This is a genomic window from Streptococcus rifensis, from assembly GCF_053203525.1.
Map to the genome: position 1 here is coordinate 16458 of NZ_JBRUCW010000019.1, position 23240 is coordinate 39697.

The following is a 23240-nucleotide window of genomic DNA, read 5'->3' on the forward strand; positions in this document are numbered from 1 at the left end:
GAGGAATACCATGCAACTGACTGATCGATTAACTGTTTTGCCAGGAGTCGGACCCAAGTCTGCTGAAAAATATTTAAAATTAGACTTGGAAACAGTCGGTGATTTGCTAGTGTATTACCCTTTTCGTTATGAGGACTTTAAATCCAGAGAAGTTTTAGAACTCTTAGATGGTGAAAAAGCAGTGGTTGTCGGGCAAGTTGTCACGCCTGCCAGTGTCCAATATTATGGATACAAACGTAATCGACTGAGCTTCAAAATAAAGCAAGGTGAGGTTGTTGTCGGTGTCAGTTTCTTTAATCAACCATATTTAGCTGATAAGATTGTATTAGGAGAGCAAGTCGCTATCTGGGGAAAATGGGATATGAAGAAGGCGGCCTTGACAGGTATGAAGGTTTTAGCCCAAGCCCAAGATGATATGCAGCCAATCTATCATGTCGGTCAGGGGGTTACCCAAGCTAACTTAGTGAAGCTAGTGACGGCTGCTTTTCAGGCAGGCTATCACCAACTGTTAGAGGAAAATTTACCTCAGGTCTTGCTTGAAAAATACCGTCTCATCGATCGGCAATCTGCTGTGGTAGCCATGCATTTCCCAAAAGATTTAGAGCAGTATCGGCAAGCTCTTCGGCGAGTGAAGTTTGAGGAATTGTTTTATTATCAGATGCGTCTTCAGGTTTTACGGGAAAAGACAAAATCGGCTGATTTTGGTCTGTCTATTCTCTTTCAACAAGACCTGCTTGACGGTCGGATTAAAAAGCTTCCCTTCTCTCTGACAGATGCTCAAAATCGGAGTCTTGATGAGATACTAAAGGATATGGCTAGCCCTCGCCATATGAATCGACTGCTCCAAGGTGATGTTGGTTCTGGTAAGACCGTGGTTGCAGGATTAGCCATGTATGCTGCCGTTACTGCGGGGCTCCAAGCCGCCATCATGGTGCCGACAGAGATTTTAGCAGAACAACATTTTGCGACTTTAACGGAACTCTTTCCAGATCTCTCCATTGCTCTCCTAACTGGAAGTATGAAACTGTCCGAAAAACGTCTGATTCTTGAACAGATAGCAGATGGACGGGTTAATATGATTGTTGGGACTCATGCCTTGATTCAAGAAGGGGTAAGTTATCACCGCTTAGGGTTAGTTATTACGGATGAGCAACATCGATTCGGTGTAAACCAACGGCGCCTTTTTCGGGAAAAAGGGGAGCAACCCGATGTGCTAATGATGACGGCGACTCCAATTCCTAGAACACTAGCCATCACAGCGTACGGTGAAATGGATGTCTCCATCATCGATCAATTGCCAGCAGGGCGCAAACCCATTGTTACCCGATGGGTTAAACATGAACAATTTGAACAGGTCCTTAGCTGGCTTCAATCTGAACTGGAAAAAGGTGCTCAAGTCTATGTGATTTCGCCATTGATTGAGGCTTCAGAGGCGCTGGACTTAAAAAATGCCATTGCTTTAGCCGAAGATCTGCAGTCTTATTTTAAAGATCAGGCTAAGATAGCTCTTTTGCATGGGAAAATGAAGGCTCAGGAAAAGGACGACATCATGCAAGATTTTAAGGTTAAGGCGGTTGACCTACTCGTCTCAACGACAGTGATTGAGGTTGGGGTCGATGTTCCCAATGCTACTATCATGATTATCATGGATGCTGATCGTTTCGGCCTCAGCCAGCTGCATCAGCTACGAGGTCGGGTTGGTAGAGGGGACAAGCAATCTTATGCTATTTTAGTTGCTAATCCTAAAACAGAGTCTGGAAAACGACGAATGAGCATCATGACGGAAACAACGGATGGCTTTATTTTGGCAGAAGAAGATCTTAAGATGAGAGGGTCGGGGGAACTCTTTGGGACTCGTCAATCCGGTATTCCAGAATTTCAGGTAGCTGATATTGTTGAAGATTACCCGATTTTAGAAGAAGCCAGAAAAATGGCTACTAAGATTGTTCAAGATCCTAATTGGGCGGATCATGCTGATTGGAACATCATTGCGAGAAACTTAGATCAAACATCTAAGTTCGATTAAAAAGGTTAAAAGAATTGCTAAACCAAGTTAACTTAAGTTAGCTTACAAACAGACACTTCAGGTTGTCATTTGACTGTAACAATTGAAGGCCTATCTGTCAAAAAAGTGTAATACAAAACCTAATCCTTTTCTGTTAAAATATTATTACTGATGAATTCATGATAAACAGGAGAAATGTATAGAGTATGAAGAAGATATTTTCGAGCTTACTATTTAGCACGGCAACTTTGGGCGGTGTTGTTGGTTTAACTGCTCAGGCTAATCAAGTAACAGGAACTAAACCTGCTAGCAGTAAACCAAGTGTTCAGGCTACTGAAATGACTAAGGCGATTTTAAAATCTAGTGAGATCGTCACTGAAAAAGAAAATGCTAATCCGGAAACGGTTTTTTCCGCTTCTATTTTAACATTAGCACATAAGTCTAATCCGTCAGTTGCTCCAGTCTCTGAAGAAGTTATTGAAACTGAGGAAGTTGCTTATGAAGATATTCAGGCTGTTAGAACAGGATATTCTTCTGTAACAGTTGAAGTTCTTGACGTTAAGGTTGAAGCGCCTAAAGCTGCAGAAGCTAATGACTCTGTACCAGCACTAGAAAGTAATCCTGAATTGACGGTTTCACCAGCTTCCGCTGGTGCCTATGTTGAACATGCTGCACCAGCTCCAGTAGAAGTAGCTCCAACTGAACCAGTAGAAGTTGTTGAACCAGTAGAAGTTGCACCGGCTCCAGTGGAAGTAACTTCCGTCACAACTCCAGCAGAAACGGTAGAAGCCGTTGCACCAGTAGAAGCTACACCAGCACCGGCTGAAGTGGCTCCAGTTACCACAACAACAGATGTTACAGTAGCACCAGCTGAAACAACTCCTGCAGTTACTACATCTACTACATCGGCAGAGGCAGTCCCAGCAATAACCACTGAAACACCAGCTCCAGTAGCAGCAGAGGTCACTACTGTTCAATCTGTTGAAGTAGCGCCAGCACCAGCACCAGCTGTTCAAACAAGTGCTGAAGTAGCACCAGTTGTAGCGTTGCGTTCTGCTACAGTAACATCGCCAAGTTCAGAAACAACTAACACATATCCTATCGGTCAATGTACTTGGGGTGCTAAGACATTAGCACCATGGGTTGGCAATAATTGGGGCAATGCTGGTCAATGGGTTAGCTCAGCGCGTACTGCTGGATTTACTGTTGGAACAACTCCAGCCGTTGGAGCAGTTGCAGTATGGCCTAACGATGGTGGCGGTTATGGACACGTAGCTGTTGTTACCAGTGTTGAATCCTCTACACGTATTCAGGTTTCTGAATCTAATTATGCAGGCAACCAATCGATTGCAAATTACCGTGGATGGTTTAACCCGACCCACTCAATTTGGGGTGGTGGAACAGTGTATTACATTTATCCAAATGCTTAATTCCGGCTATACAATACAATTCAAAATTAGAGAAGCTCATGCTGGGCTTCTCTTTCTTTATTCATTTAGTAGGAAAGTCAAAGCCTAAACTTAATTTTAAAGGAGAAATGTTAAAACTTGAATTGACTTTTTAATGCTATCGTATTATAATAGAACCATCAACAGATGTCCGTACATAAAACAATAATAAAAAATAATGTCTGGACATCTGAAAAACAAGGAGAATCATATGACAACTTCATTTGATAGTCAGGACTATCTCGATAAAGTAGACGCCTGGTGGCGTGCGGCCAACTACATTTCGGCAGCCCAGATGTATCTGAAAGATAACCCCCTGCTTCGCCGTGACGTCGTCGAAAGCGACCTTAAAGCCCATCCGATTGGGCACTGGGGAACGGTTCCTGGTCAAAACTTTATCTATGCGCATTTGAACCGTGCCATTAACAAGTATGATGCGGATATGTTCTACATTGAAGGCCCTGGTCACGGTGGTCAGGTCATGGTTTCCAATTCCTATTTGGACGGCAGTTACACAGAACTTAACCCCAACATTCCTCAAACCGAAGAAGGCTTTAAGGAACTCTGTAAAATCTTCTCCTTCCCTGGAGGAATTGCGTCCCACGCGGCCCCTGAAACACCAGGGTCTATCCATGAGGGTGGAGAACTGGGTTACGCTTTGTCACACGCTACAGGTGCGGTTTTAGATAATCCAGATGTGATTGCTGCGACTGTTATCGGAGATGGGGAAGCTGAAACAGGACCATTGATGGCTGGTTGGATGTCTAACACCTTTATTAACCCTGTGAACGATGGGGCAGTCTTACCAATCCTTTACCTCAATGGTGGTAAGATCCACAACCCAACGATTTTGGAACGGAAAACCGATGCAGAATTGGAACAATTTTTCTCAGGTCTCGGCTGGCAACCGATCTTTGCGGATGTGACGGCTATTAGTGATGACTTTGAAGCTTCTCATGCCCTGTTCGCTGAAAAGTTAGACCAGGCGATTGAGTCTATCAAAGCCATTCAAGCTGAAGCGCGTCAACGGTCTGCTGAAGAAGCGACCATGCCTACTTGGCCAGTGCTTGTGGCTCGCATTCCAAAAGGGTGGACAGGTCCAGAGAGCTGGGAAGGAACTCCAATCGCTGGTGGTTGGCGTGCTCACCAAGTGCCAATCCCAGTAGATGCCCACCATATGGAACACTTGGATGCTCTTTTAGAGTGGTTGAACGCTTATCGTCCAGAAGAACTTTTCGATGAGAAGGGTAAAATCCGCGATGAGATTGCGGCTATCGCTCCTAAAGGCGATCGTCGGATGGCCATGAACCCTGTCACTAACGCAGGCGTGGTGAAACCAATGGGCACTGCTGATTGGCGTAAGCGTGGGTTTGACATTGAAAGGCCAGGTGCGATCATGGCTCAAGATATGATTGAACTTGGGAAATATGCGGCAGACCTTGTCGAAGCGAACCCAGATAATTTCCGTATTTTTGGACCAGATGAAACCAAATCAAACCGTCTCCAAGAAGTCTTTACCAAGACCAACCGCCAATGGATGGGGAGACGCGATGCTTCTTATGATGAATGGATTAGCCCAGTCGGACGCGTGATTGATTCGCAACTGTCTGAGCACCAGGCGGAAGGTTTCCTTGAAGGCTATGTCTTAACAGGCCGCCATGGGTTCTTTGCCTCCTACGAATCCTTCTTACGTGTAGTAGATTCCATGATTACCCAACATTTCAAATGGTTGCGTAAATCCAAAACCCATACCACATGGCGGAAGAATTATCCTGCGCTCAACTTGATTGCGACCTCAACCGTCTTCCAACAAGACCATAATGGCTATACGCATCAAGATCCAGGACTCTTGACCCATTTGGCTGAAAAGACACCGGAATTTATCCGGGAATACTTGCCAGCGGATACCAACTCCTTGTTGGCCGTTATGGACAAGGCCCTTAAAGCCGAAGATAAGATCAACCTAATCGTTGCATCTAAGCACCCGCGTCCCCAATTCTTTTCGAAGGATGAGGCGGCAGAGTTGGTTGAAGAAGGGTATAAGGTCATCGATTGGGCGTCTACTGTCTCTGGTGGTGAAGAACCCGATGTTGTTTTTGCGGCAGCAGGAACAGAGCCTAACTTGGAAGCTTTAGCTGGTATTTCCATTCTTCATAAAGCCTTTCCAGAGTTGAAGATTCGCTTTGTCAATGTGGTGGATCTCTTAAAACTTCGTCATCCAGATGTTGACCCACGTGGTCTTTCTGATGAAGCATTTGACCAAGTCTTTACAACAGATAAGCCTGTAATCTTCGCCTTCCATGGTTATGAGGGGATGATCCGTGACATCTTCTTCAAGCGTCACAACCATAACCTTCGAGTGCATGGTTACCGTGAGAATGGGGACATCACCACACCATTTGACATGCGTGTGATGTCAGAGTTGGATCGTTTCCACCTGGCCCAAGATGCGGCTGAAGCGAGCCTTGGAGACAAGGCTAAGGACTTCTCGGCTAAGATGTCTGAGATGGTTGATTTCCATAAGGCCTATATCCGTGAACATGGGGATGATATCCCTGAAGTTCAAGATTGGAAATGGGAAAACTTATAAGAAAAACTCTCTGAAAATATCTAGCGAATCTGTCTGAGATGGTTAGTCATCGGTAAGTGGTCTGAAGAATTTTTGATTACTTTTTTGCAAGTTAAATTTTTCAACAGCTCTATTGCTCGATGGATGAGCGATAGGGCTATTGTTTTTTAAGGAAAAGGAAAAGACGAGGAGATGGCCAAAAAGAGCATAAAGGAGCTCAATGGACAAAACACCACGTCTAACTGCACTATTTCAAAAGTATTTGTTAAAAAAATTACCCTTCGATATAATCTTTTAAGACCTGCCCTTCGAGCCCAGCATTTAGGGCAATGAGCAATTTTAGTCTTGCTTTGGGGGCATTGAGTTCTTTGACAAACATAACTCCCATATCTTTAAGCTGAGCACCACCGCCTTCGTAAGCGTAAACAGGTTCTGCTATACCGTTGAAACACCGAGAAACCAAGACAACTGGCAGGCCAGCTTGAATGAGTTTTTGGATTTCTTCAGCTGCTTGAGGGGGCACATTGCCAGCTCCCATAGCTTCAATGACCAAGCCTGACATCTGTTCTGAATGAAGAAGTGACAGTAAGGTGCTTCCCATTCCTGTATAGGCTTGGATAATCGGTATCGTTCCTGTTATCGTTTGAAGATTAAAGCGTTGCCGAGCTTGAGGTTGACTGACATAAAGAATATTTTGTTTGGTAATCAATCCGATTGGCCCATGGGTCGGGGTTTGAAAGGTCGATAGATTTGTTGTATGAGTTTTGGTGACATACTTGGCAGCATGGATTTCGTCATTCATAACGACAAGTACTCCCTTGCCTCTTGATTGTGGATCAGCAGCAACCCTTAAAGCTGTTAAATAGTTATGGACACCATCGCTACCGAGTTGATCAGAGGAACGCATGGCTCCAGTTAAAACGAGGGAAATTTCAGGAAGTTCCATAGTGTCTAAAAAGTAGGCGGTTTCTTCTAAGGTGTCAGTCCCATGTGTCAAAACAATCCCATCATAATTTTCGGCTAGGCGAAGAATCTCCCGGTAAAGAAAAAGCATATTCTCTGGTGTGATGTGAGGGCTTGGAAGATTTAGAATTTCATAGGAGGTTGTTTTGATTTTTTTATCAGAAAACTTAATGGTTGTCATGGGATTACTTGCTGTAGGCATGACATGACCGCTAGCGTTTTCTGACATTGAGATGGTGCCCCCTGTGTGGAGAACGAGAATCGTTTTAGTCATTTTCAGTGTCTTTCAAAATTGCTTTCAATGTGATATAATCTATTTTATCATAGAAAAGGGAAGTAGGTGATGTTTTGACGATCAAGGCTATATTTTTTGATATTGACGGCACGCTTTTAACAGATAATCGGACAGTATCAGCATCAACGATTAAAGCCATCAACCAGTTGAAGCATCAGGGTTACCTTGTTGGCCTAGCTACTGGTCGTGGACCTAATTTTTCATTACCTTACATGGCTTCCTTAAATTTGGATGTTGCTATTTGCTACAACGGGCAATACATCGTAGATCGGAAAACGGTCATCTCGTCGCAAGCTCTTCCTAAAGAGAGTTTGGAAAAATTAATCGATTATGCCCAGCTGAAACAAAGGGATCTCTCATTTGGGACAGCAACCGATATGGTTGGTAGTCGTCTGCTCCATGTTGGTGTTGGGAAATGGGCCTATTGGATGGTCAAAAGACTGCCAGATATTACAGCAGATGTCCTCATGCTGGGTTTCAATCACGTCTATCGAAGAATTCGTCCAAAAACTCGGGAAAGTATGTTAGCCAAATTAGAGCAACCGGTTTATCAGGTTGTCATGTTAGCCAGTAAAAAAGAGACGGATAAACTATCAACTCGATTCCCCAAATTGAGGTTTACTCGTAGCAGCCCTTTTGCTGCAGATGTGATCTCTAAAGGCATGTCCAAGCTTAAGGGGATTTCCCTCGTGGCTGAAAAGTTTGATTTTGATTTAGGTCAAGTGATGGCGTTTGGAGATTCAGATAATGACTATGAGATGATTAAGGGCGTGGGATTTGGCATAGTGATGGGCAATGGCAATAGACGCTTGAAACAGATTGCTCGACACATCACAGATTCCAATAACGATGACGGCATTGCGACAGCTTTAAGGCATTTTAAGCTAGTGAAATAATTGATGAGAAAAGGGTGATCACATGGTAGAATCAGATAAGCATTATCAAGATGTACGTGACTTTCATCAGGTCATGGATGGTCGTGTGCCACAAAAACCAGTCGCTTTTACAATGGAGCAGGTGATCAATCGTGCCGACTTTAAAATAGAAGAGATTGTTGAATTAATCTATGCGACGTCTCAATCAGAAGAAGCTTTTGATGAGGGTATTGCCTATCTCCATAATGCCCTAGATTGTGCGGCTCAAAAAACGAAAAGGAAAGGAATGCAAAACAGCTCTGCCTTAGTTGGCCAGGTCGATGCCCTCATCGATTTGTTGTACTTTACCTATGGTAGTTTTGCGTTGATAGGAGTAAACCCTGGACCTATTTTTGATATTGTCCATCGGGCTAACATGGGCAAGATTTGGCCAGATGGCAAGGCGCACCACCATCCCAAAACAGGAAAAATTTTAAAACCTGATCATTGGGAGCGGGATTTTGCGCCTGAAGCAAGGATTGCACAAGAAATAGACAGACAAGAAAGTAAAGCCCATCAGATGAGCGATTAGATTAATCCCTTTTACTGAAACAAATAATACTGAAAAACTAGACTGGACAAAGGCCAGTCTAGTTTTGATATTTCTAGTTATGAAACTCTGTGAGAAAATAAGTTAGAGAGGAGACTTACTGCTCGGGTGTCACATCTTCAGGGGTTGCTTTTTCAAGATTTTCTTGAGTAGCTTTTCCTTCTTCAAGAAGAGCTTCTACGATTTTACGATCACGAATCATGACAGAATCATTGATAGCTTGAGCGGATTTGACAATAGCCGTCTCCAGTTGTTGACGCTGTGCACGACCGTTGTTAATAGCCTGGATAATACCTTCGTTTTGTGCCACCAAGCTTTCTGCTAATTTCGTGACGGTTTCGATAGCCATGGTAGGGCGTTGTGCGGTCGCTTCCATGCGCGGAATGGCTTCCTTGCTGGTTTCAGCTAACATCTGAAGGGCAGCATTGTTAGCATTGATGATCGCATCTGCAGTCACTTCAGCTTTGACAGATTGTTGCAACATTCCTAACTGGGCAATGGATAGCTTCATGGTCGGAATGGTATTGCGACGAATCATGCCCAATTTTTGTTTCATGTCAGAAGAAACCTTGACCAAGTTACGCATTTGAGGAGTTGTTGCCCAGGCGACATAGAGACGGCTGATGTACTCAGTGCGTTGTTGTTCCAAGGAATTGACGACTTCAGTGATGCGCATCATCTCTTCATTTTTAACTTGGTAATCGACAGATGTAGGATCCAGTTGACTGAGTTCATTTTGAACCTTGTTAGCGCGCTGGCTAGCTTCTCGGCCGCTGGCTTCCACAAAGGCAATGACGCCAACTAAGTTTTCGATCGAATTGGTATTTTCTTCAATCAATAGCTCCGCTGAGACAATATTGCGTGATAAGGTATCCTCGTTTTTAGCGACACTAGCAGCCAAGCTGTCCATACGGTTTTCGATTGACTGCGCTTCAAAGTAGAAATCCTGAATGCTGTTCTTGCTTTGGTTAAAGAGTTTCTGAAGAAGGTTTGGTTTCTTTTCTAGCTCAGCAGCATCAGCAACGTTCTTGTACTTTGCCACAAACCCATTCAGTTCGCGGTTAGTGTTGAGTAGCATTTCATCAACTTGTGGAATCTGAATGTTTTTTTGTTCTTTGAGAATGTGATTGACGGTTTTATTGACGTCTTCAACAGCTTCTTTACCAAAGTCTAAAAGACTATTTTGATTTTCAACGAAGGTGTCCACGAGTGCTGGAACACGACTAGAAATGGCTTCTTTTTGTTCATCACTTAATTTATCAAAAAAGGACAGGTTATCAGCAGTACCTTGCGTGGTTTGCTGAATGAGCTCAGTTGTTTTATCAGTAGGGACAGCCGCTGAGTTGGCGATTTTATCGATATCAAAGTTAAATTCTTGAGACATAAAAACTCCTTATTTTTTGTTAATGATCGTCCTTTTGTAGCATGCGAAGACTGATTTCAAAATTCATCATGTCATTTTCGTTAATTTGGCGGAGGGTCCGATTGAGGATTTTTTGACCATTCTCCAGGGATTGTTTAGCTCGATCCAGTCTTTCTTGAGCTTTGAAATACTGACTCGGATCTTCCTTGATTTTAATGTAGCCATCCAAAACATCATTGAAATTACGCATATTACTGTGATGTATGGCAAGTAACTCATTTTTATTGGGTAACTCAGATTCCTTTAGCTTGGCGACGATTTGCTCATTGCTTTTAGCCAAGGAGCTGTAAACTTCTAATACCTCTGGAGCTATCTGTTGGATGTATCGCACTTTAGTGAGTGTTTCACTCGCTTTCTCATCAGCTGCTTGGTAGATATAATCAGCATTATCGTATTGTTCTTTAGGTCTGAATTTAGCTGTGACGCGTTCGGCATCTGGGAAGATATCTTCTACCAAGCTGAGGACGCCATCCGTAACGTCTGTTAAAAAGTTTCCTTTGGGCTGCAGGGCAGAAGCAATATGAATCATACTGACAGCTTCCTGGTACCTCTGAGGGGACATCTTATCCCCGTGACGGTCGATTAAATCGCTTAGTTCTTTGGAATCTTGGTTCAGTTTTTTATAAAGTTTTGGATATTGCCCAAGTTCATTCGTTTGTTTAAGGTTACGGACATAATCGAGCCCCAGCCTAAGATTGACCGATAAGAGCTCTATCTTTTTGAGGTCAGTTTTGGTTTTGTAGCGAATGCCACCGACAACTGCTGCGATGGGCAAGGCTAGTGCAAGAAGAGTATATAAAAAATCCATCATCGTGTCTTAAAGTGCGAGAAGTAAGTTCCCTTCCCCCTTCCCTTTCTATATCCTAAATTATACACTGAAATGGTACTGGAAACAAGTGTTTAACAAGATTTCCAGAAATGAAAAAGAGCGGTAGAAAAAGTTGGAACACATAGAGTCCTTGGCTTTATTACCACTCTCAAGAACCGAATAAACGGTGGTTTTATGTTATAAATAAAGGGTGGAGGGAAACGCCAAACCTGAAGCAATCAGATTTTATTTGGATCGCGTACAATCAAGAGATCGACATGCGCATTGCGCATGATGTATTCTGATGAAGAACCGATAAGCAAGCGTTCGAAACTGTTAAGACCAGTCGCGCCTAGCAAAATTAAGTCAACTTTTTCGCGATCAGGGATTTCTTTAGCTAGCAAGGGTCTTGGATCACCCAACTCTAAGACAGTTTTGACATGTTTAAGTCCAGCCTCAAGAGCGCGTGCCTCATATTTTTCAAGCTGAACTTTGGCTTCATTTTCAAGGTTGACGTAAACATTGGTATCAAAAGCCGAATAGGTGTGGAGAGCTCGATTGTCAATGACATGAGCAATCACTAATTGAGCTTGGTTACGCCAAGCGACATTGATAGCCTTTTCAAAAGCCAACTCAGCTTCTGGTGAACCGTCGACGGCGACCATGACACATTGGTAAGTATTAATCATAGAGAATTCCTCCTTTTATTATTCTAATATCCTACTTACGAAGAGTTGGAAATTATTCCAACAATCAAAGTTATTCGATAGATAATTCTATATCAAAAAGATATTGTCAACTGCCTTTGGATTAACGATTAAAGTTTCACTGAGGTTGCTCTCACGATGGAAAGCCCTTCTGTGAAAGCTAGCTACTAGTGAATTTCATCACCTAAAGAGTTTGTTGTGTTGCTATCTTATAAGTCTATTGTAAACCTTTTTAGAAAAAATGTAAAGGCTTACAACGCTGGTTGTTTTTCAATTCATAAAGAATTTATGCGATGTAAGTCTAACAGGAATGTTATTTACCAGCTTTCTTAGTGTAAAGAATGAGAATATTGACAGAATGAAACAGATGCGTATCTATTTTTATCGTTTTAATTGTTTAATTTCTAAAAATACGCTAAAATAAATAGCATATTTCTAGATATTTCTAGGAGGGTCTATGAAAACATTTAATAAATCTAGCAAACTTGATCACGTCGCTTACGATATCAGAGGGCCAGTTCTGGATGAAGCCGATCGCATGCGTGCTAATGGTGAAAAAATTCTTCGCCTAAACACAGGTAATCCAGCTGAATTTGGATTTGCCGCTCCAGATGAAGTCATTAGGGATCTAATCTCCAACGCGCGTAACTCGGAAGGGTATTCGGATTCTAAGGGAATTTTTCCAGCTCGAAAAGCTATTATGCAATATTATCAACTTCAAGGAATTCAAAACATTGATGTTGATGATATTTATATTGGAAATGGTGTCAGTGAGCTCATCTCCATGTCCATGCAAGCTCTTTTGGACGATGGAGATGAAGTCTTAGTGCCTATGCCGGATTATCCTTTATGGACAGCTTGTATTAGTTTGTCTGGTGGACATGCTGTACACTATGTCTGTGATGAAGAGGCCAACTGGTATCCCGATTTAGACGATATTCGTTCTAAAATTACGAGTAATACAAAAGCCATTGTTATCATTAACCCAAATAATCCAACGGGTGCCGTTTATCCCTTTGAAATCTTAACTGAAATTGTTGAAATCGCTCGGCAACATGATTTAATCATTTTCTCGGATGAAGTCTATGATCGCCTCTTGTATGATGGTCGCCACCATATCCCAGTAGCAACGCTTTCTGATGATGTTTTAACAGTTACCATGTCAGGGTTATCAAAATCCCATCGTATCGCCGGTTTTCGCGTCGGTTGGATGATGATTTCTGGGGATAAAAAGCAGGCAAAAGGCTATATCGAAGGTCTCAACATGCTTTCGAATATGCGTCTTTGTTCCAATGTCCTAGCCCAACAAGTCGTTCAAACCTCTTTAGGAGGGCACCAATCAGCTGATCAACTCATTTTACCAGGCGGTCGTCTCTTTGAACAGCGCAATTTCATCTATAAAGCGATCAATGAGGTACCTGGACTATCAGCTGTTGAGCCCCAAGCTGGGATGTATATTTTCCCAAAAATTGATAGCCAAATGTACGACATTCCTAACGATGAACAATTTGTTTTAAATTTTTTGAAGGAAGAGAAAGTCTTGTTAACACATGGGCGTGGTTTTAACATGGTAACGCCAGATCATTTCCGCATTGTCTTTTTACCCCGTGTTGATGAATTAGCGGAATTGCAGGAAAAACTTACGCGCCACCTGCACCAGTACAGGCGATAAACAAACTAAATGGACTACTCTTAATAAAAGCTGAAGCACTATAAGCAGTTGCTTCGCTTTTTGTTTTTTTAATGGGGGAAAACTCACTATGCGACTCTGATACAGATTGTTCAGCGGGATTTTAAACAGATATAGGGCTTTCCAGTTATCGCATTAATAAATTTTTCTAGGAGTATGAACATGAAAAATGGTTAGAAATACCGAATAATAATATGCAAACGGTTCTCAGTTGCAAGAAAAGTATGAAAATTATATTTCCTAAAAACAATAGGAAATTTTCTGATAATTATTTGCTACTTTTCTGGGAGTTTGTTATAATGAAGTTAATTAAAAACAAGGTGGAATTTATGACAACTCTATTAGAAAAAACACGCAGTATTTCTGCCATTTTAAAACGTGCTGAAGAGCAACTCCAAAAGGAATTGCCCTACAATCCAATCTCCAAAGAATTAGCGGAAATCATCGATTGTAATGCTTGTATCATCAACAGTTCTGGTGAGATTTTAGGTTACTTTTTAAAGTATGAAACAAACAATGACCGTGTGGAAGAGTTCTTTGAGAGCAAGCAGTTCCCTGAAAGTTATGTCCGTGCAGCATCAAAAATTTATGATACAGAAGCTAATTTGCCAGTTAACAGTGAGCTAGCAGCTTACCCAGAAGAATCCTTATCAGATTATCCGAATAGTGTGACTACAGTCGTTCCGATTCATGTCTCTGGGATTCGATTTGGTTCTCTCATTACCTGGAGAAATGATGAGCAATTCCACGATGATGACTTGATTTTGATCGAGATGGCTTCTACGGTTGTTGGCATTCAGTTATTAAATTTCCAACGTGAAAAGGACGAGGAAAGCATTCGCAAGCGCACAGCGGTTAACATGGCTGTTAATACCCTTTCTTATTCTGAAATGAAGGCTGTGTCAGCTATTTTACAAGAGTTGGATGGCAATGAAGGCCAATTGACGGCATCTGTGATTGCGGACCGTATCGGTATTACCCGTTCCGTTATCGTTAATGCTTTGCGCAAGTTGGAGTCAGCAGGGATTATCGAAAGCCGCTCACTTGGGATGAAGGGGACTTATTTGAAAGTCTTAATTCCTGAAATTTTTGAAGAAATCAAGAAAAGAGATTACTAAAATGAGTAAAAAAGCTCTTATATCGATTGACTTTACCTATGACTTTGTAGCAGATGATGGCAGGCTTACCGCTGGTAGGCCTGCTCAGTCTATCTCAGATCGAATGGCTGAAGTCACTCAAGAAGCTTTTGAACAGGGAGATTATATTTTCTTCACCATTGACTTGCATGATGAAGAGGATTTGTTTCACCCAGAGAGTCGTCTCTTTCCGCCTCATAATATTAGAGGAACAAAGGGGCGTGAGCTCTATGGTCCTTTGGCTGATTTTTATCAGGCTCATAAGAATGACCCAAGGGTTTTCTGGATGGATAAACGTCACTACTCAGCCTTTTCTGGGACGGACTTGGATGTTCGCCTAAGAGAGCGCGGTGTGAAGACGGTTGTCTTGACAGGTGTCTTGAGCGATATTTGTGTCTTGCATACAGCCATTGATGCCTATAATTTGGGTTATGAGATAGAGATTGTCAGCTCTGCCATTGCTTCTATCACAGAAGAAGCTCATCAGTTTGCTCTTGCTCATTTCAAAAATGTGCTGGGAGCAAGGATTGTTGAATAATATATAAAACTACGACGAATTCAAGGACGCCGTAGTTTATTTTTAAAGTCTTTTTGCTATTTTTAGTAGAATGAGTAGCTAGGAGTGCTAAGATTGATGGTGGGAATTTTTATGATTTCTGGATCTGTCAATCAGTTCAATAGCTAGCTATTAAAGATTAAAAAAGCTGTTATAATAAGGTTTGCAACTAGCAGTTGACAAATTGAAAAGCGGACGGTATGGATTGCAACTGCGGGAAAAGATAGACTTAAGGTGAAAAAAGAAAAAGACTGGAGGTCAGAAAAATGATTTTAGCAGATAAAATTATGGAGGAAAGAAAGCGGAATGGCTGGAGCCAAGAGCAACTAGCAGAACAATTAGATGTTTCACGACAATCAATCTCCAAATGGGAAAGTGCCCAGTCCATTCCAGATCTCAATCGCATTATTCAAATGGCAGATATTTTTGGAGTCTCAACGGATTATCTATTAAAAGATGATTACAAAGAAAATGTTTCTACATCAGGTAGTAACAAGATGTTTCATGAAAAGCCTCTTCGCAAGGTTTCCTTGGCAGAGGCCCAAGAGTTATTGACGGCTAGCAAAGTTGTGGCACACCAAAAAGCTCTGGGAGCAGCCCTATGTATCATTGCCTGTGTTCCGCTAGTGGTTTTAATAGGTTTTGCGGAAAGTCATAAGTACGGACTGACAGAAAATGTAGCTGGCAGTATTGGTGTCATCTCTTTATTTGCCCTAATTGGTATTGGCACCTTTTTCTTAATTAAGAGCAGTTTTAAACTAAAGAAGTTTGATTATCTTGAAAAAGAATGGATTGAAACAGAATATGGTGTCGAAGGTCTGGCTAAAAAGAATAAAGAGCAATATGAGGCAACCTATCATAGAAATATGATACTTGGGACACTCCTTTGTATCGCTAGTTTTGTTCCTTTAGTAGCTGTCACTTTCTTTACAGAGGAAGACTATATTCTAGTTAGTTTAGTGGGATTGATGTTGTTACTCCTTGCTCTAGCTGCTTATATTTTTATCTCTAGTCAAACGAGAATGGCTAGCAATGATAAGCTGCTTCAAGAAGGTGACTACACAAAAAGTAAAAAGAAAGCTTCTCCTATCCTAGAGAATATATCTGGTATTTTTTGGCTTATAGCAACAGCTATTTACTTAACATGGTCTTTGATGAGCCAAGCTTGGACAAATACTTGGATTGTTTGGCCAGTTGCTGGTGTACTGTATGCTGCGGTTATCATTATCACACGCATGATTGTAAAAGCTGAAGATTAAAGTTGACAAATTGCTCATACTAGATTAATAAGGCGTTGTGTATCTCATGTTTTTCAGAAATGCTGATTGGTACAAATGTCGTAAACTATTAGAAGCGCTAGAATCCTGTTGTCGAGAACAGTGATTTTAGTATGTTTTATTTTATGCTGGCTCTAACTTATCCGGTTTTTACAAAAAGCATCAATTTTGCCAGCAGTTATTTTAAAAATGTTTTAGGTACACGTGTTATTGAAGAATAAGAAAAACAGATGGCTTCGCCTTGGAGGTTCATCTGTTCTTTGTGTTTTTAGGCTCCATAATCTCCGTAAGGTTTTTACCCACTACAGAAATTATAGAGCCCTTTTTTATATGTTCTTGTTTTATGGGTCGATTTCTTGTCACTAAGTGTCCCATTTGAATCCGTTGAGCCCTTTAGGTTGGCCTAAAGAAGTGTTAGTGGAAGAAACGAAAGTCACCTATACTAGTACTAGGGAAAATTTCATTTTTTGTGAAAAATAATGACGAAATGGTGTAGATCTAATGCTACAAACGAATTAGGATAGATTGAAAAACGATTAAATATGGTATTTAAGGTATTTGAAGTTTGCAAAAGTTGGTTTATTTTTCCCAAAGGTTATCAGAGTTAGGAGAGTCACTTTTACAATTTTGTAATAATGTTTTTATACAGTGTTTTGTGGTATAATTGGTAATGTTATGAAAATTAAAAAGGAGCTAGCATGAAAATTTCTGAAGAAGAAGTACGCCATGTAGCAAAGCTGTCTAAACTCCACTTTTCAGAGGAAGAAACGACAGCCTTTGCATCCAGTCTGACAAAGATTGTCGATATGATGGAATTATTAAATGAAGTGGACACAACTGGTGTACCTATTACAACTACTATGGCTGAACAAGTCAATGTGATGCGTGACGATAAGGCAGAAGCTGGAACAGCTCGTGAGGAGCTCTTTAAAAATGTGCCCGAGCATGCCAATAATCTGATCAAAGTACCGGCTATCTTAGAAGATGGAGGAGATGCCTAATGACTTTAACTCATAAATCAATTGATGAATTGCATGAACTCCTCGTCAAAAAAGAAATTTCAGCAGTAGAGTTAACCAAAGCGACCTTGGAAGACGTTAAGGCACGTGAAGAACAGATTGGCTCATTCATCACAGTAACTGAAAATGAAGCCCTAGCTCAGGCAGAAGCCCTTGATGCTAAGGGAATTGATGTAGACAACGTGATGAGTGGGATTCCGATTGCAGTAAAGGACAATATCTCAACCAAGGGCATTTTGACGACAGCAGCTTCTAAAATGCTTTATAATTACGAACCAATTTTTGATGCAACCGCAGTTGAAAAACTCTATGCCAAGGACATGATTGTAATTGGTAAGACCAACATGGACGAGTTTGCCATGGGAGGCTCTACCGAAAACTCAGCCATGAAATTGACCAAGAATGCTTGGGATCAGTCCAAGGTTGCTGGTGGCTCATCTGGTGGTTCGGCGACAGCGGTGGCTTCTGGACAAGTGCGTCTGTCCCTTGGTTCGGATACTGGAGGCTCTATCCGCCAGCCTGCAGCTTTTAATGGGGTTGTGGGGATGAAGCCGACCTATGGACGCGTGTCACGCTTTGGTCTTATCGCCTTTGGTAGCTCTCTTGACCAAATTGGTCCTTTCTCTCATACGGTTAAGGAAAATGCTCAGTTGCTTAATGTCATTGCTGGTCATGATACTAAGGACTCGACATCATCTGTTAAGGAATTACCAGATTTTACGCACTTGATTGGTCAAGATATCAAGGGGATGAAAATTGCTCTGCCTAAAGAATACATAGGTGAGGGGATTGACCCTAAAATCAAGGAACAAATCCTATCAGCAGCCAAGCATTTTGAAAGTCTGGGTGCGACGGTTGAGGAAGTTTCTCTACCACATTCTAAGTATGGGGTAGCTGTGTACTATATCATCGCCTCTTCAGAAGCGTCGTCTAACTTGCAACGTTTTGACGGCATTCGCTATGGTTTCCGAGCGGAAGATTTTGATAACTTGGATGACGTTTATGTCAATACGCGAAGTCAAGGTTTTGGTGAAGAAGTGAAACGCCGGATCATGCTTGGAACCTTTAGCCTATCTTCTGGTTATTACGATGCCTATTTCAAAAAGGCTGGGCAAGTTCGTACCTTGATTATCCAAGATTTTGAGAAAGTCTTTGCGAATTATGACCTCATTCTTGGGCCAACAGCGCCAACCGTAGCTTTCGGGCTAGGCACACTGAACCACGATCCTGTGGCGATGTATTTAGCTGACCTCTTGACTATTCCGGTTAACCTTGCAGGTCTTCCAGGAATTTCGATTCCAGCTGGCTTTGTAGAAGGTTTACCAGTCGGACTCCAGTTGATTGGTCCTAAACATGCTGAAGACAAGATTTACCAAGCAGCTGCAGCCTTTGAAGCGACAACAGATTTTCATAAGAAACAGCCAGTGATTTTTGGAGGTAAGGACTAATGAACTTTGAAACCATTATAGGACTAGAAGTCCATGTGGAGTTAAAGACAGACTCCAAAATCTTCTCCCCTTCTCCAGCACACTTTGGCGAAGAGGCTAACACTAACACTAACATCATTGACTGGTCGTTCCCAGGGGTCTTACCAGTTATGAATAAAGGGGTTATCGATTATGGGATTAAAGCAGCCTTGGCGCTCAATATGGCGATCCATAAGCGCATGCATTTTGACCGTAAAAACTATTTCTACCCTGACAATCCCAAAGCTTATCAGATTTCGCAATTCGACGAGCCTATCGGCTACGATGGCTGGATTGAGATTGAGCTTGAAGATGGCTCAACCAAGAAAGTTCGCATTGAGCGCGCCCATCTGGAAGAAGATGCTGGGAAAAACACGCACGGGACAGATGGCTACTCCTACGTAGATCTTAACCGCCAAGGGGTGCCCCTGATTGAGATTGTCTCTGAAGCGGACATGCGCTCTCCCGAGGAAGCCTACGCTTACTTGACAGCCCTTAAAGAAATCATCCAATACACAGGGATTTCAGACGTCAAGATGGAGGAAGGCTCCATGCGCGTCGATGCCAACATTTCCCTTCGTCCTTATGGGCAAGAAGCCTTTGGAACCAAGACTGAACTGAAAAACCTCAATTCCTTTAACTTTGTGCGCAAAGGCCTTGCCTATGAAGAGAAGCGTCAGGCAGAAATTCTTCGTAGCGGTGGGCAAATTCAGCAGGAAACCCGTCGTTACGATGAGACAACTGGTGAGACCATCCTTATGCGTGTCAAAGAAGGTTCGTCTGACTACCGGTATTTCCCCGAGCCAGACCTTCCCATCTTTGAGATTGATGACAGCTGGATTGAGGAAGTGCGCAACGCATTGCCAGCCTTTCCAAAAGAACGCCGAGCCAACTATGTGGCAGAACTCGGTCTATCAGCCTACGATGCTGCTCAGTTAACCGCTACAAAAGCAACATCTGATTTCTTTGAAAAAGCCGTTTCGCTGGGTGGCGATGCCAAGCAGGTCTCTAACTGGCTCCAAGGCGAGGTTGCTCAATACCTTAATGCTGAGCAAAAGACACTTGAAGCGATCAGTTTGACGCCTGAAAACTTGGTAGAGATGATTAGCTTGATTGATGATGGAACTATTTCGTCTAAGATTGCTAAGAAAGTCTTTGTGCATCTGGCTAAAAATGGTGGCTCTGCCAAGGCTTACGTGGAATCAGCAGGGCTAATTCAGATTTCGGACCCAGAAGTCTTGATCCCAATCATCCATCAAGTTTTTGCGGATAATGAAGCCGCAGTTGCTGACTTTAAAGCAGGCAAACGCAATGCGGACAAGGCCTTTACCGGTTTCCTTATGAAAGCAACAAAAGGTCAGGCCAATCCGCAAGTGGCTCAACGATTGCTAGCAGAAGAATTAGCTAAGTTATAAAGTGACATTAAAGACAATTATCCTATAAGTAGAGCCTTAAAAAACACCTGGTCTTTCTGGCAAGATAGCAAGAAGTCCAGGTGTTTTTAATGCTTTAAACAGTGAGAAATAGAAATAAGAAAGAATAAAATCAGACAACCTTGCGTTCAAAGGCGTCACTTGAGATTCCCTCTGCTAAAATGAGTTTAGCCCATTCTTTAGCGGAGTGAAGGCTGTGGTCTTTGTAGTTTCCGCAGGATTCAATCGTTGTCCCTGGGACATCTTCCCAAGTCGTTGCCTCTGCAATTTCTTGCAAACTATCTTTGATAACATTGGCGATAGTGGTGTTATCATGTTGTCCCCACATGATCATGTGAAAACCAGTCCGACAACCAAAAGGCGAACAATCAATCATGCCATCGATACGTGTTCGAATGAGTTTGGCCAACAAATGCTCAATGGTATGGAGGCCAGCAGTGTCTATACTATTGTGATTAGGCTGGATGAGGCGAATATCGTAGTTAGAGATAATATCACCCTTTGGCCCCTTTTCTTCACCAATTAGGCGGACGTAGGGGGCTTTAACAATGGTATGGTCTAATTCAAAACTTTCTACAATTACTTCTTTAGTCATTGGAATCACTCCTTATTTTAAGTTACCATCATTATAGCATAGCTTGTAAATTTTCATTGTGAATTTGGTATAGTTATGGTATAATTTAATGGAATTTGTCAAAAATTCAATAACTTAGTTACTAAATAAAGGAAACGTAAGATTGATGCTGTGATAGCTCTGCTGAGCAGAGGCTGTGACAAACAAATCTTGCGATTCTCGCTGTTTAGAAAGAATATCATTTATATACAAAGAGGTAAAGACATGAACAATATCATCATTGCTATTGTCTTTGCGCTTATTGGTTTAGCAATCGGTTTTTCACTGATTTCTTTGAAAATGAAGGCGTCAAAAGAAGCAGCCGAACTAGCTCTTTTAAACGCTGAACAAGATGCCAACAACCGACGAGCTCAAGCTGAGCGACAAGCTGAAGAACTTGTTAAAACTGCTGAGCGTGAATCGGTTGCCTTTAAAAAAGAGGCACAACTTGAAGCAAAGGAAGAAGCGAGAAAATATCGAGAGGATATTGAAAAAGAATTTAAATCTGAAAGACAAGAGTTGAAGCAGACTGAAAGCCGTTTGGCAGAACGTTCTGCAAACCTTGATCGTAAAGATGATAATTTAACCTCAAAAGAAAAAACACTCGAGAAAAAAGAGCAAAGTCTCGCAGACAAAACTAAACATATCGATGAGCGCGAAGCACAACTATCGGATCTGGAAGCCCAAAAGGCTGCTGAGTTAGAGCGAGTCGCTCAGATGAGTCAAGACGAGGCGCGGGAGATTATCCTGACGGATACACGTCAGGGGCTTGATCACGAGATTGCTGGCTTTATTAAAAATGCGGAGCTTGAGGCCAAAGAAAAAGCAGATAAAATGGCTAAAGACCTCATTGTCCAAGCTATGCAACGGATTTCAGGAGATTACGTCACCGAGCAAACAGTGACCTCTATTCATCTTCCAGATGAAAATATGAAGGGTAGAATTATCGGTCGAGAAGGACGTAACATTCGCACCTTTGAAAGTCTTACAGGGATTGATGTAATCATCGATGACACCCCTGAAACGGTGATCTTATCTGGATTTGATCCCATTCGCCGTGAAATTGCTCGGATGACCATGGAAAGCCTGCTTCAAGACGGCCGTATTCACCCTGCTCGGATTGAAGAGTTGGTTGAGAAAAAACGCCTTGAAATGGAACAACGGATTCGTGAGTATGGGGAAGAGGCGGCCTATGAGATTGGGGCACCAAACCTGCATCCAGATCTCATTAAGATTATGGGACGCCTGCATTTTCGTTCGTCTTATGGACAAAATGTTTTGCGCCACTCTATCGAAGTTGGTAAATTGGCTGGCGTTATCGCTGGCGAACTCGGTGAGAATGTTGCCCTTGCCCGTCGTGCTGGTTTCCTCCATGATGTCGGCAAAGCCCTTGACCGTGAGGTTGAAGGTAGCCACGTGGAAATTGGGATGGAATTGGCTCGTAAATACAAAGAACACCAGGTTGTTGTCAATACTATTGCCAGCCACCATGGAGATGTTGAAGCAGAATCCGTGATCGCCGTTATCGTAGCCGCAGCAGATGCATTGAGTGCTGCTCGTCCAGGTGCTCGGAGCGAATCAATGGAGAACTACATCAAACGCCTCCAAGATTTAGAAGAAATTGCGACTGGATTTGAAGGCATTCACCAAGCATACGCTTTACAGGCGGGTCGTGAAATACGTGTTGTTGTTAAACCTAATATCGTCAAAGATGATAAGATTACTATTTTGGCCCATGATATTCGTCAGCAAATCGAGAAGAACCTCGAATACCCTGGTAATATCAAGGTAACGGTCGTGCGTGAAACACGTGCAGTTGACTATGCTAAGTAGCTCAACCGATAAGAGAAAGCACTTGAAATCAGGTGCTTTTTCTGTTAAACTATAAGGAAAGCACTTAAGGGAGTTGACATGTCTGAGCGTGGATTATTGATTGTATTTTCTGGCCCATCTGGGGTCGGTAAAGGAACAGTTCGTAAAGAAATTTTCGAACACAAGGACAATAAATTTAAATACTCTGTGTCCATGACGACCCGTCCACAACGTCCAGGCGAAGTGGATGGAGTTGATTACCATTTTAGAACTCGTGAAGAGTTCGAGGAGTTGATCCGTCAAGGTCAAATGTTGGAGTACGCAGAGTACGTTGGCAACTACTATGGTACACCTTTGAACTATGTTAATGAAACCTTGGATCAAGGGACAGATGTCTTCTTGGAAATCGAAGTTCAAGGAGCTCTTCAAGTCAAGTCCAAAGTTCCAGACGGTGTCTTCATCTTTCTGACACCTCCTGATTTGGAAGAGTTGCGTGACCGTTTAGTTGGTCGTGCGACAGACAGTGAAGAAGTTATCAATCAGCGGATTGCGCGAG

Annotated in this window: 19 protein-coding genes; 14 read left to right on the forward strand and 5 right to left on the reverse strand. The window is 42.3% G+C overall.

Translation table 11 applies throughout. The features are described from left to right. Nucleotides 1-10 precede the first annotated feature (10 nt). From recG to ACVRYP_RS10040, 3 genes are all read left to right on the forward strand, one after another. On the forward strand, nucleotides 11-2026 hold the full coding sequence (recG, locus tag ACVRYP_RS10030) for an ATP-dependent DNA helicase RecG (protein ID WP_447468573.1): 2016 nt from the start codon (nucleotides 11-13) through the stop codon (nucleotides 2024-2026). 185 nt (nucleotides 2027-2211) lie between these two features. Next, nucleotides 2212-3435: a CHAP domain-containing protein gene (locus ACVRYP_RS10035; protein WP_447468574.1), complete on the forward strand. Its 1224-nt coding sequence runs from the start codon at nucleotides 2212-2214 to the stop codon at nucleotides 3433-3435. Nucleotides 3436-3664: 229 nt separating this feature from the next. Beyond that, complete coding sequence (locus tag ACVRYP_RS10040) at nucleotides 3665-6043, forward strand: phosphoketolase family protein (protein ID WP_447468575.1); 2379 nt, start codon at nucleotides 3665-3667, stop codon at nucleotides 6041-6043. A gap of 253 nt (nucleotides 6044-6296) precedes the next feature. Here ACVRYP_RS10040 and ACVRYP_RS10045 read toward each other — a convergent pair whose 3' ends face one another. After that, nucleotides 6297-7259 carry an asparaginase gene (locus ACVRYP_RS10045; protein WP_447468576.1) on the reverse strand — a complete coding sequence of 321 codons (963 nt, stop codon included), beginning with the start codon at nucleotides 7257-7259 and terminating at the stop codon, nucleotides 6297-6299. 74 nt (nucleotides 7260-7333) lie between these two features. Between ACVRYP_RS10045 and ACVRYP_RS10050 the strand changes: the two genes are divergently transcribed. Both ACVRYP_RS10050 and ACVRYP_RS10055 read left to right on the forward strand, forming a co-directional pair. Continuing rightward, nucleotides 7334-8176: a Cof-type HAD-IIB family hydrolase gene (locus ACVRYP_RS10050; protein ID WP_447468577.1), complete on the forward strand. Its 843-nt coding sequence runs from the start codon at nucleotides 7334-7336 to the stop codon at nucleotides 8174-8176. A gap of 22 nt (nucleotides 8177-8198) precedes the next feature. Beyond that, a complete protein-coding gene (locus ACVRYP_RS10055) occupies nucleotides 8199-8726 on the forward strand; it encodes a pyrophosphohydrolase domain-containing protein (protein ID WP_447468578.1) in 528 nt (175 codons plus the stop codon). 115 nt (nucleotides 8727-8841) lie between these two features. Here ACVRYP_RS10055 and ACVRYP_RS10060 read toward each other — a convergent pair whose 3' ends face one another. The 3 genes from ACVRYP_RS10060 to ACVRYP_RS10070 form a co-directional block, all read right to left on the reverse strand. After that, on the reverse strand, nucleotides 8842-10128 hold the full coding sequence (locus tag ACVRYP_RS10060) for a toxic anion resistance protein (protein ID WP_447468579.1): 1287 nt from the start codon (nucleotides 10126-10128) through the stop codon (nucleotides 8842-8844). A gap of 19 nt (nucleotides 10129-10147) precedes the next feature. Continuing rightward, entirely contained in the window at nucleotides 10148-10975 is an 828-nt protein-coding gene (locus tag ACVRYP_RS10065; protein WP_447468580.1) for a hypothetical protein, read from the reverse strand. 239 nt (nucleotides 10976-11214) lie between these two features. Next, the gene (locus ACVRYP_RS10070) at nucleotides 11215-11664 is read right to left on the reverse strand and encodes a universal stress protein (protein ID WP_447468581.1); all 450 of its coding nucleotides are present in this window, start codon (nucleotides 11662-11664) and stop codon (nucleotides 11215-11217) included. A gap of 475 nt (nucleotides 11665-12139) precedes the next feature. On the opposite strand from ACVRYP_RS10070, the gene ACVRYP_RS10075 reads away from it, so the two are divergent. The 7 genes from ACVRYP_RS10075 (at nucleotide 12140) to gatB (ending at nucleotide 20241) form a co-directional block, all read left to right on the forward strand. Continuing rightward, the gene (locus ACVRYP_RS10075; RefSeq protein WP_447468582.1) at nucleotides 12140-13354 is read left to right on the forward strand and encodes a pyridoxal phosphate-dependent aminotransferase; all 1215 of its coding nucleotides are present in this window, start codon (nucleotides 12140-12142) and stop codon (nucleotides 13352-13354) included. Nucleotides 13355-13701: 347 nt separating this feature from the next. Beyond that, complete coding sequence (gene codY / locus ACVRYP_RS10080; RefSeq protein ID WP_447468592.1) at nucleotides 13702-14490, forward strand: GTP-sensing pleiotropic transcriptional regulator CodY; 789 nt, start codon at nucleotides 13702-13704, stop codon at nucleotides 14488-14490. A 1-nt stretch (nucleotide 14491) separates the two neighbouring features. Then, complete coding sequence (locus ACVRYP_RS10085) at nucleotides 14492-15046, forward strand: cysteine hydrolase family protein (protein WP_447468583.1); 555 nt, start codon at nucleotides 14492-14494, stop codon at nucleotides 15044-15046. 284 nt (nucleotides 15047-15330) lie between these two features. After that, on the forward strand, nucleotides 15331-16323 hold the full coding sequence (locus tag ACVRYP_RS10090; protein ID WP_447468584.1) for a helix-turn-helix domain-containing protein: 993 nt from the start codon (nucleotides 15331-15333) through the stop codon (nucleotides 16321-16323). A 716-nt stretch (nucleotides 16324-17039) separates the two neighbouring features. Next, on the forward strand, nucleotides 17040-17342 hold the full coding sequence (gatC, locus tag ACVRYP_RS10095; RefSeq protein ID WP_447468585.1) for an Asp-tRNA(Asn)/Glu-tRNA(Gln) amidotransferase subunit GatC: 303 nt from the start codon (nucleotides 17040-17042) through the stop codon (nucleotides 17340-17342). Continuing rightward, entirely contained in the window at nucleotides 17342-18808 is a 1467-nt protein-coding gene (gatA, locus tag ACVRYP_RS10100; protein ID WP_447468586.1) for an Asp-tRNA(Asn)/Glu-tRNA(Gln) amidotransferase subunit GatA, read from the forward strand. Before gatC ends, gatA begins: the two co-directional genes overlap by 1 nt. Beyond that, a complete protein-coding gene (gene gatB / locus ACVRYP_RS10105) occupies nucleotides 18808-20241 on the forward strand; it encodes an Asp-tRNA(Asn)/Glu-tRNA(Gln) amidotransferase subunit GatB (RefSeq protein WP_447468587.1) in 1434 nt (477 codons plus the stop codon). The genes gatA and gatB overlap by 1 nt, the downstream gene beginning before the upstream one ends. Before the next feature lie 130 nt (nucleotides 20242-20371). On the opposite strand, the gene ACVRYP_RS10110 is transcribed toward gatB, so the two are convergent. Then, nucleotides 20372-20854, reverse strand: a complete 483-nt coding sequence (locus ACVRYP_RS10110) for an S-ribosylhomocysteine lyase (protein ID WP_447468588.1) — start codon at nucleotides 20852-20854, stop codon at nucleotides 20372-20374. A 243-nt stretch (nucleotides 20855-21097) separates the two neighbouring features. On the opposite strand from ACVRYP_RS10110, the gene ACVRYP_RS10115 reads away from it, so the two are divergent. Continuing rightward, the gene (locus tag ACVRYP_RS10115) at nucleotides 21098-22705 is read left to right on the forward strand and encodes a ribonuclease Y (RefSeq protein ID WP_447468589.1); all 1608 of its coding nucleotides are present in this window, start codon (nucleotides 21098-21100) and stop codon (nucleotides 22703-22705) included. Between the two features lie 78 nt (nucleotides 22706-22783). Further along, on the forward strand, nucleotides 22784-23240 hold a 457-nt coding region (gene gmk, locus ACVRYP_RS10120; RefSeq protein ID WP_447468590.1), incomplete at its 3' end, for a guanylate kinase.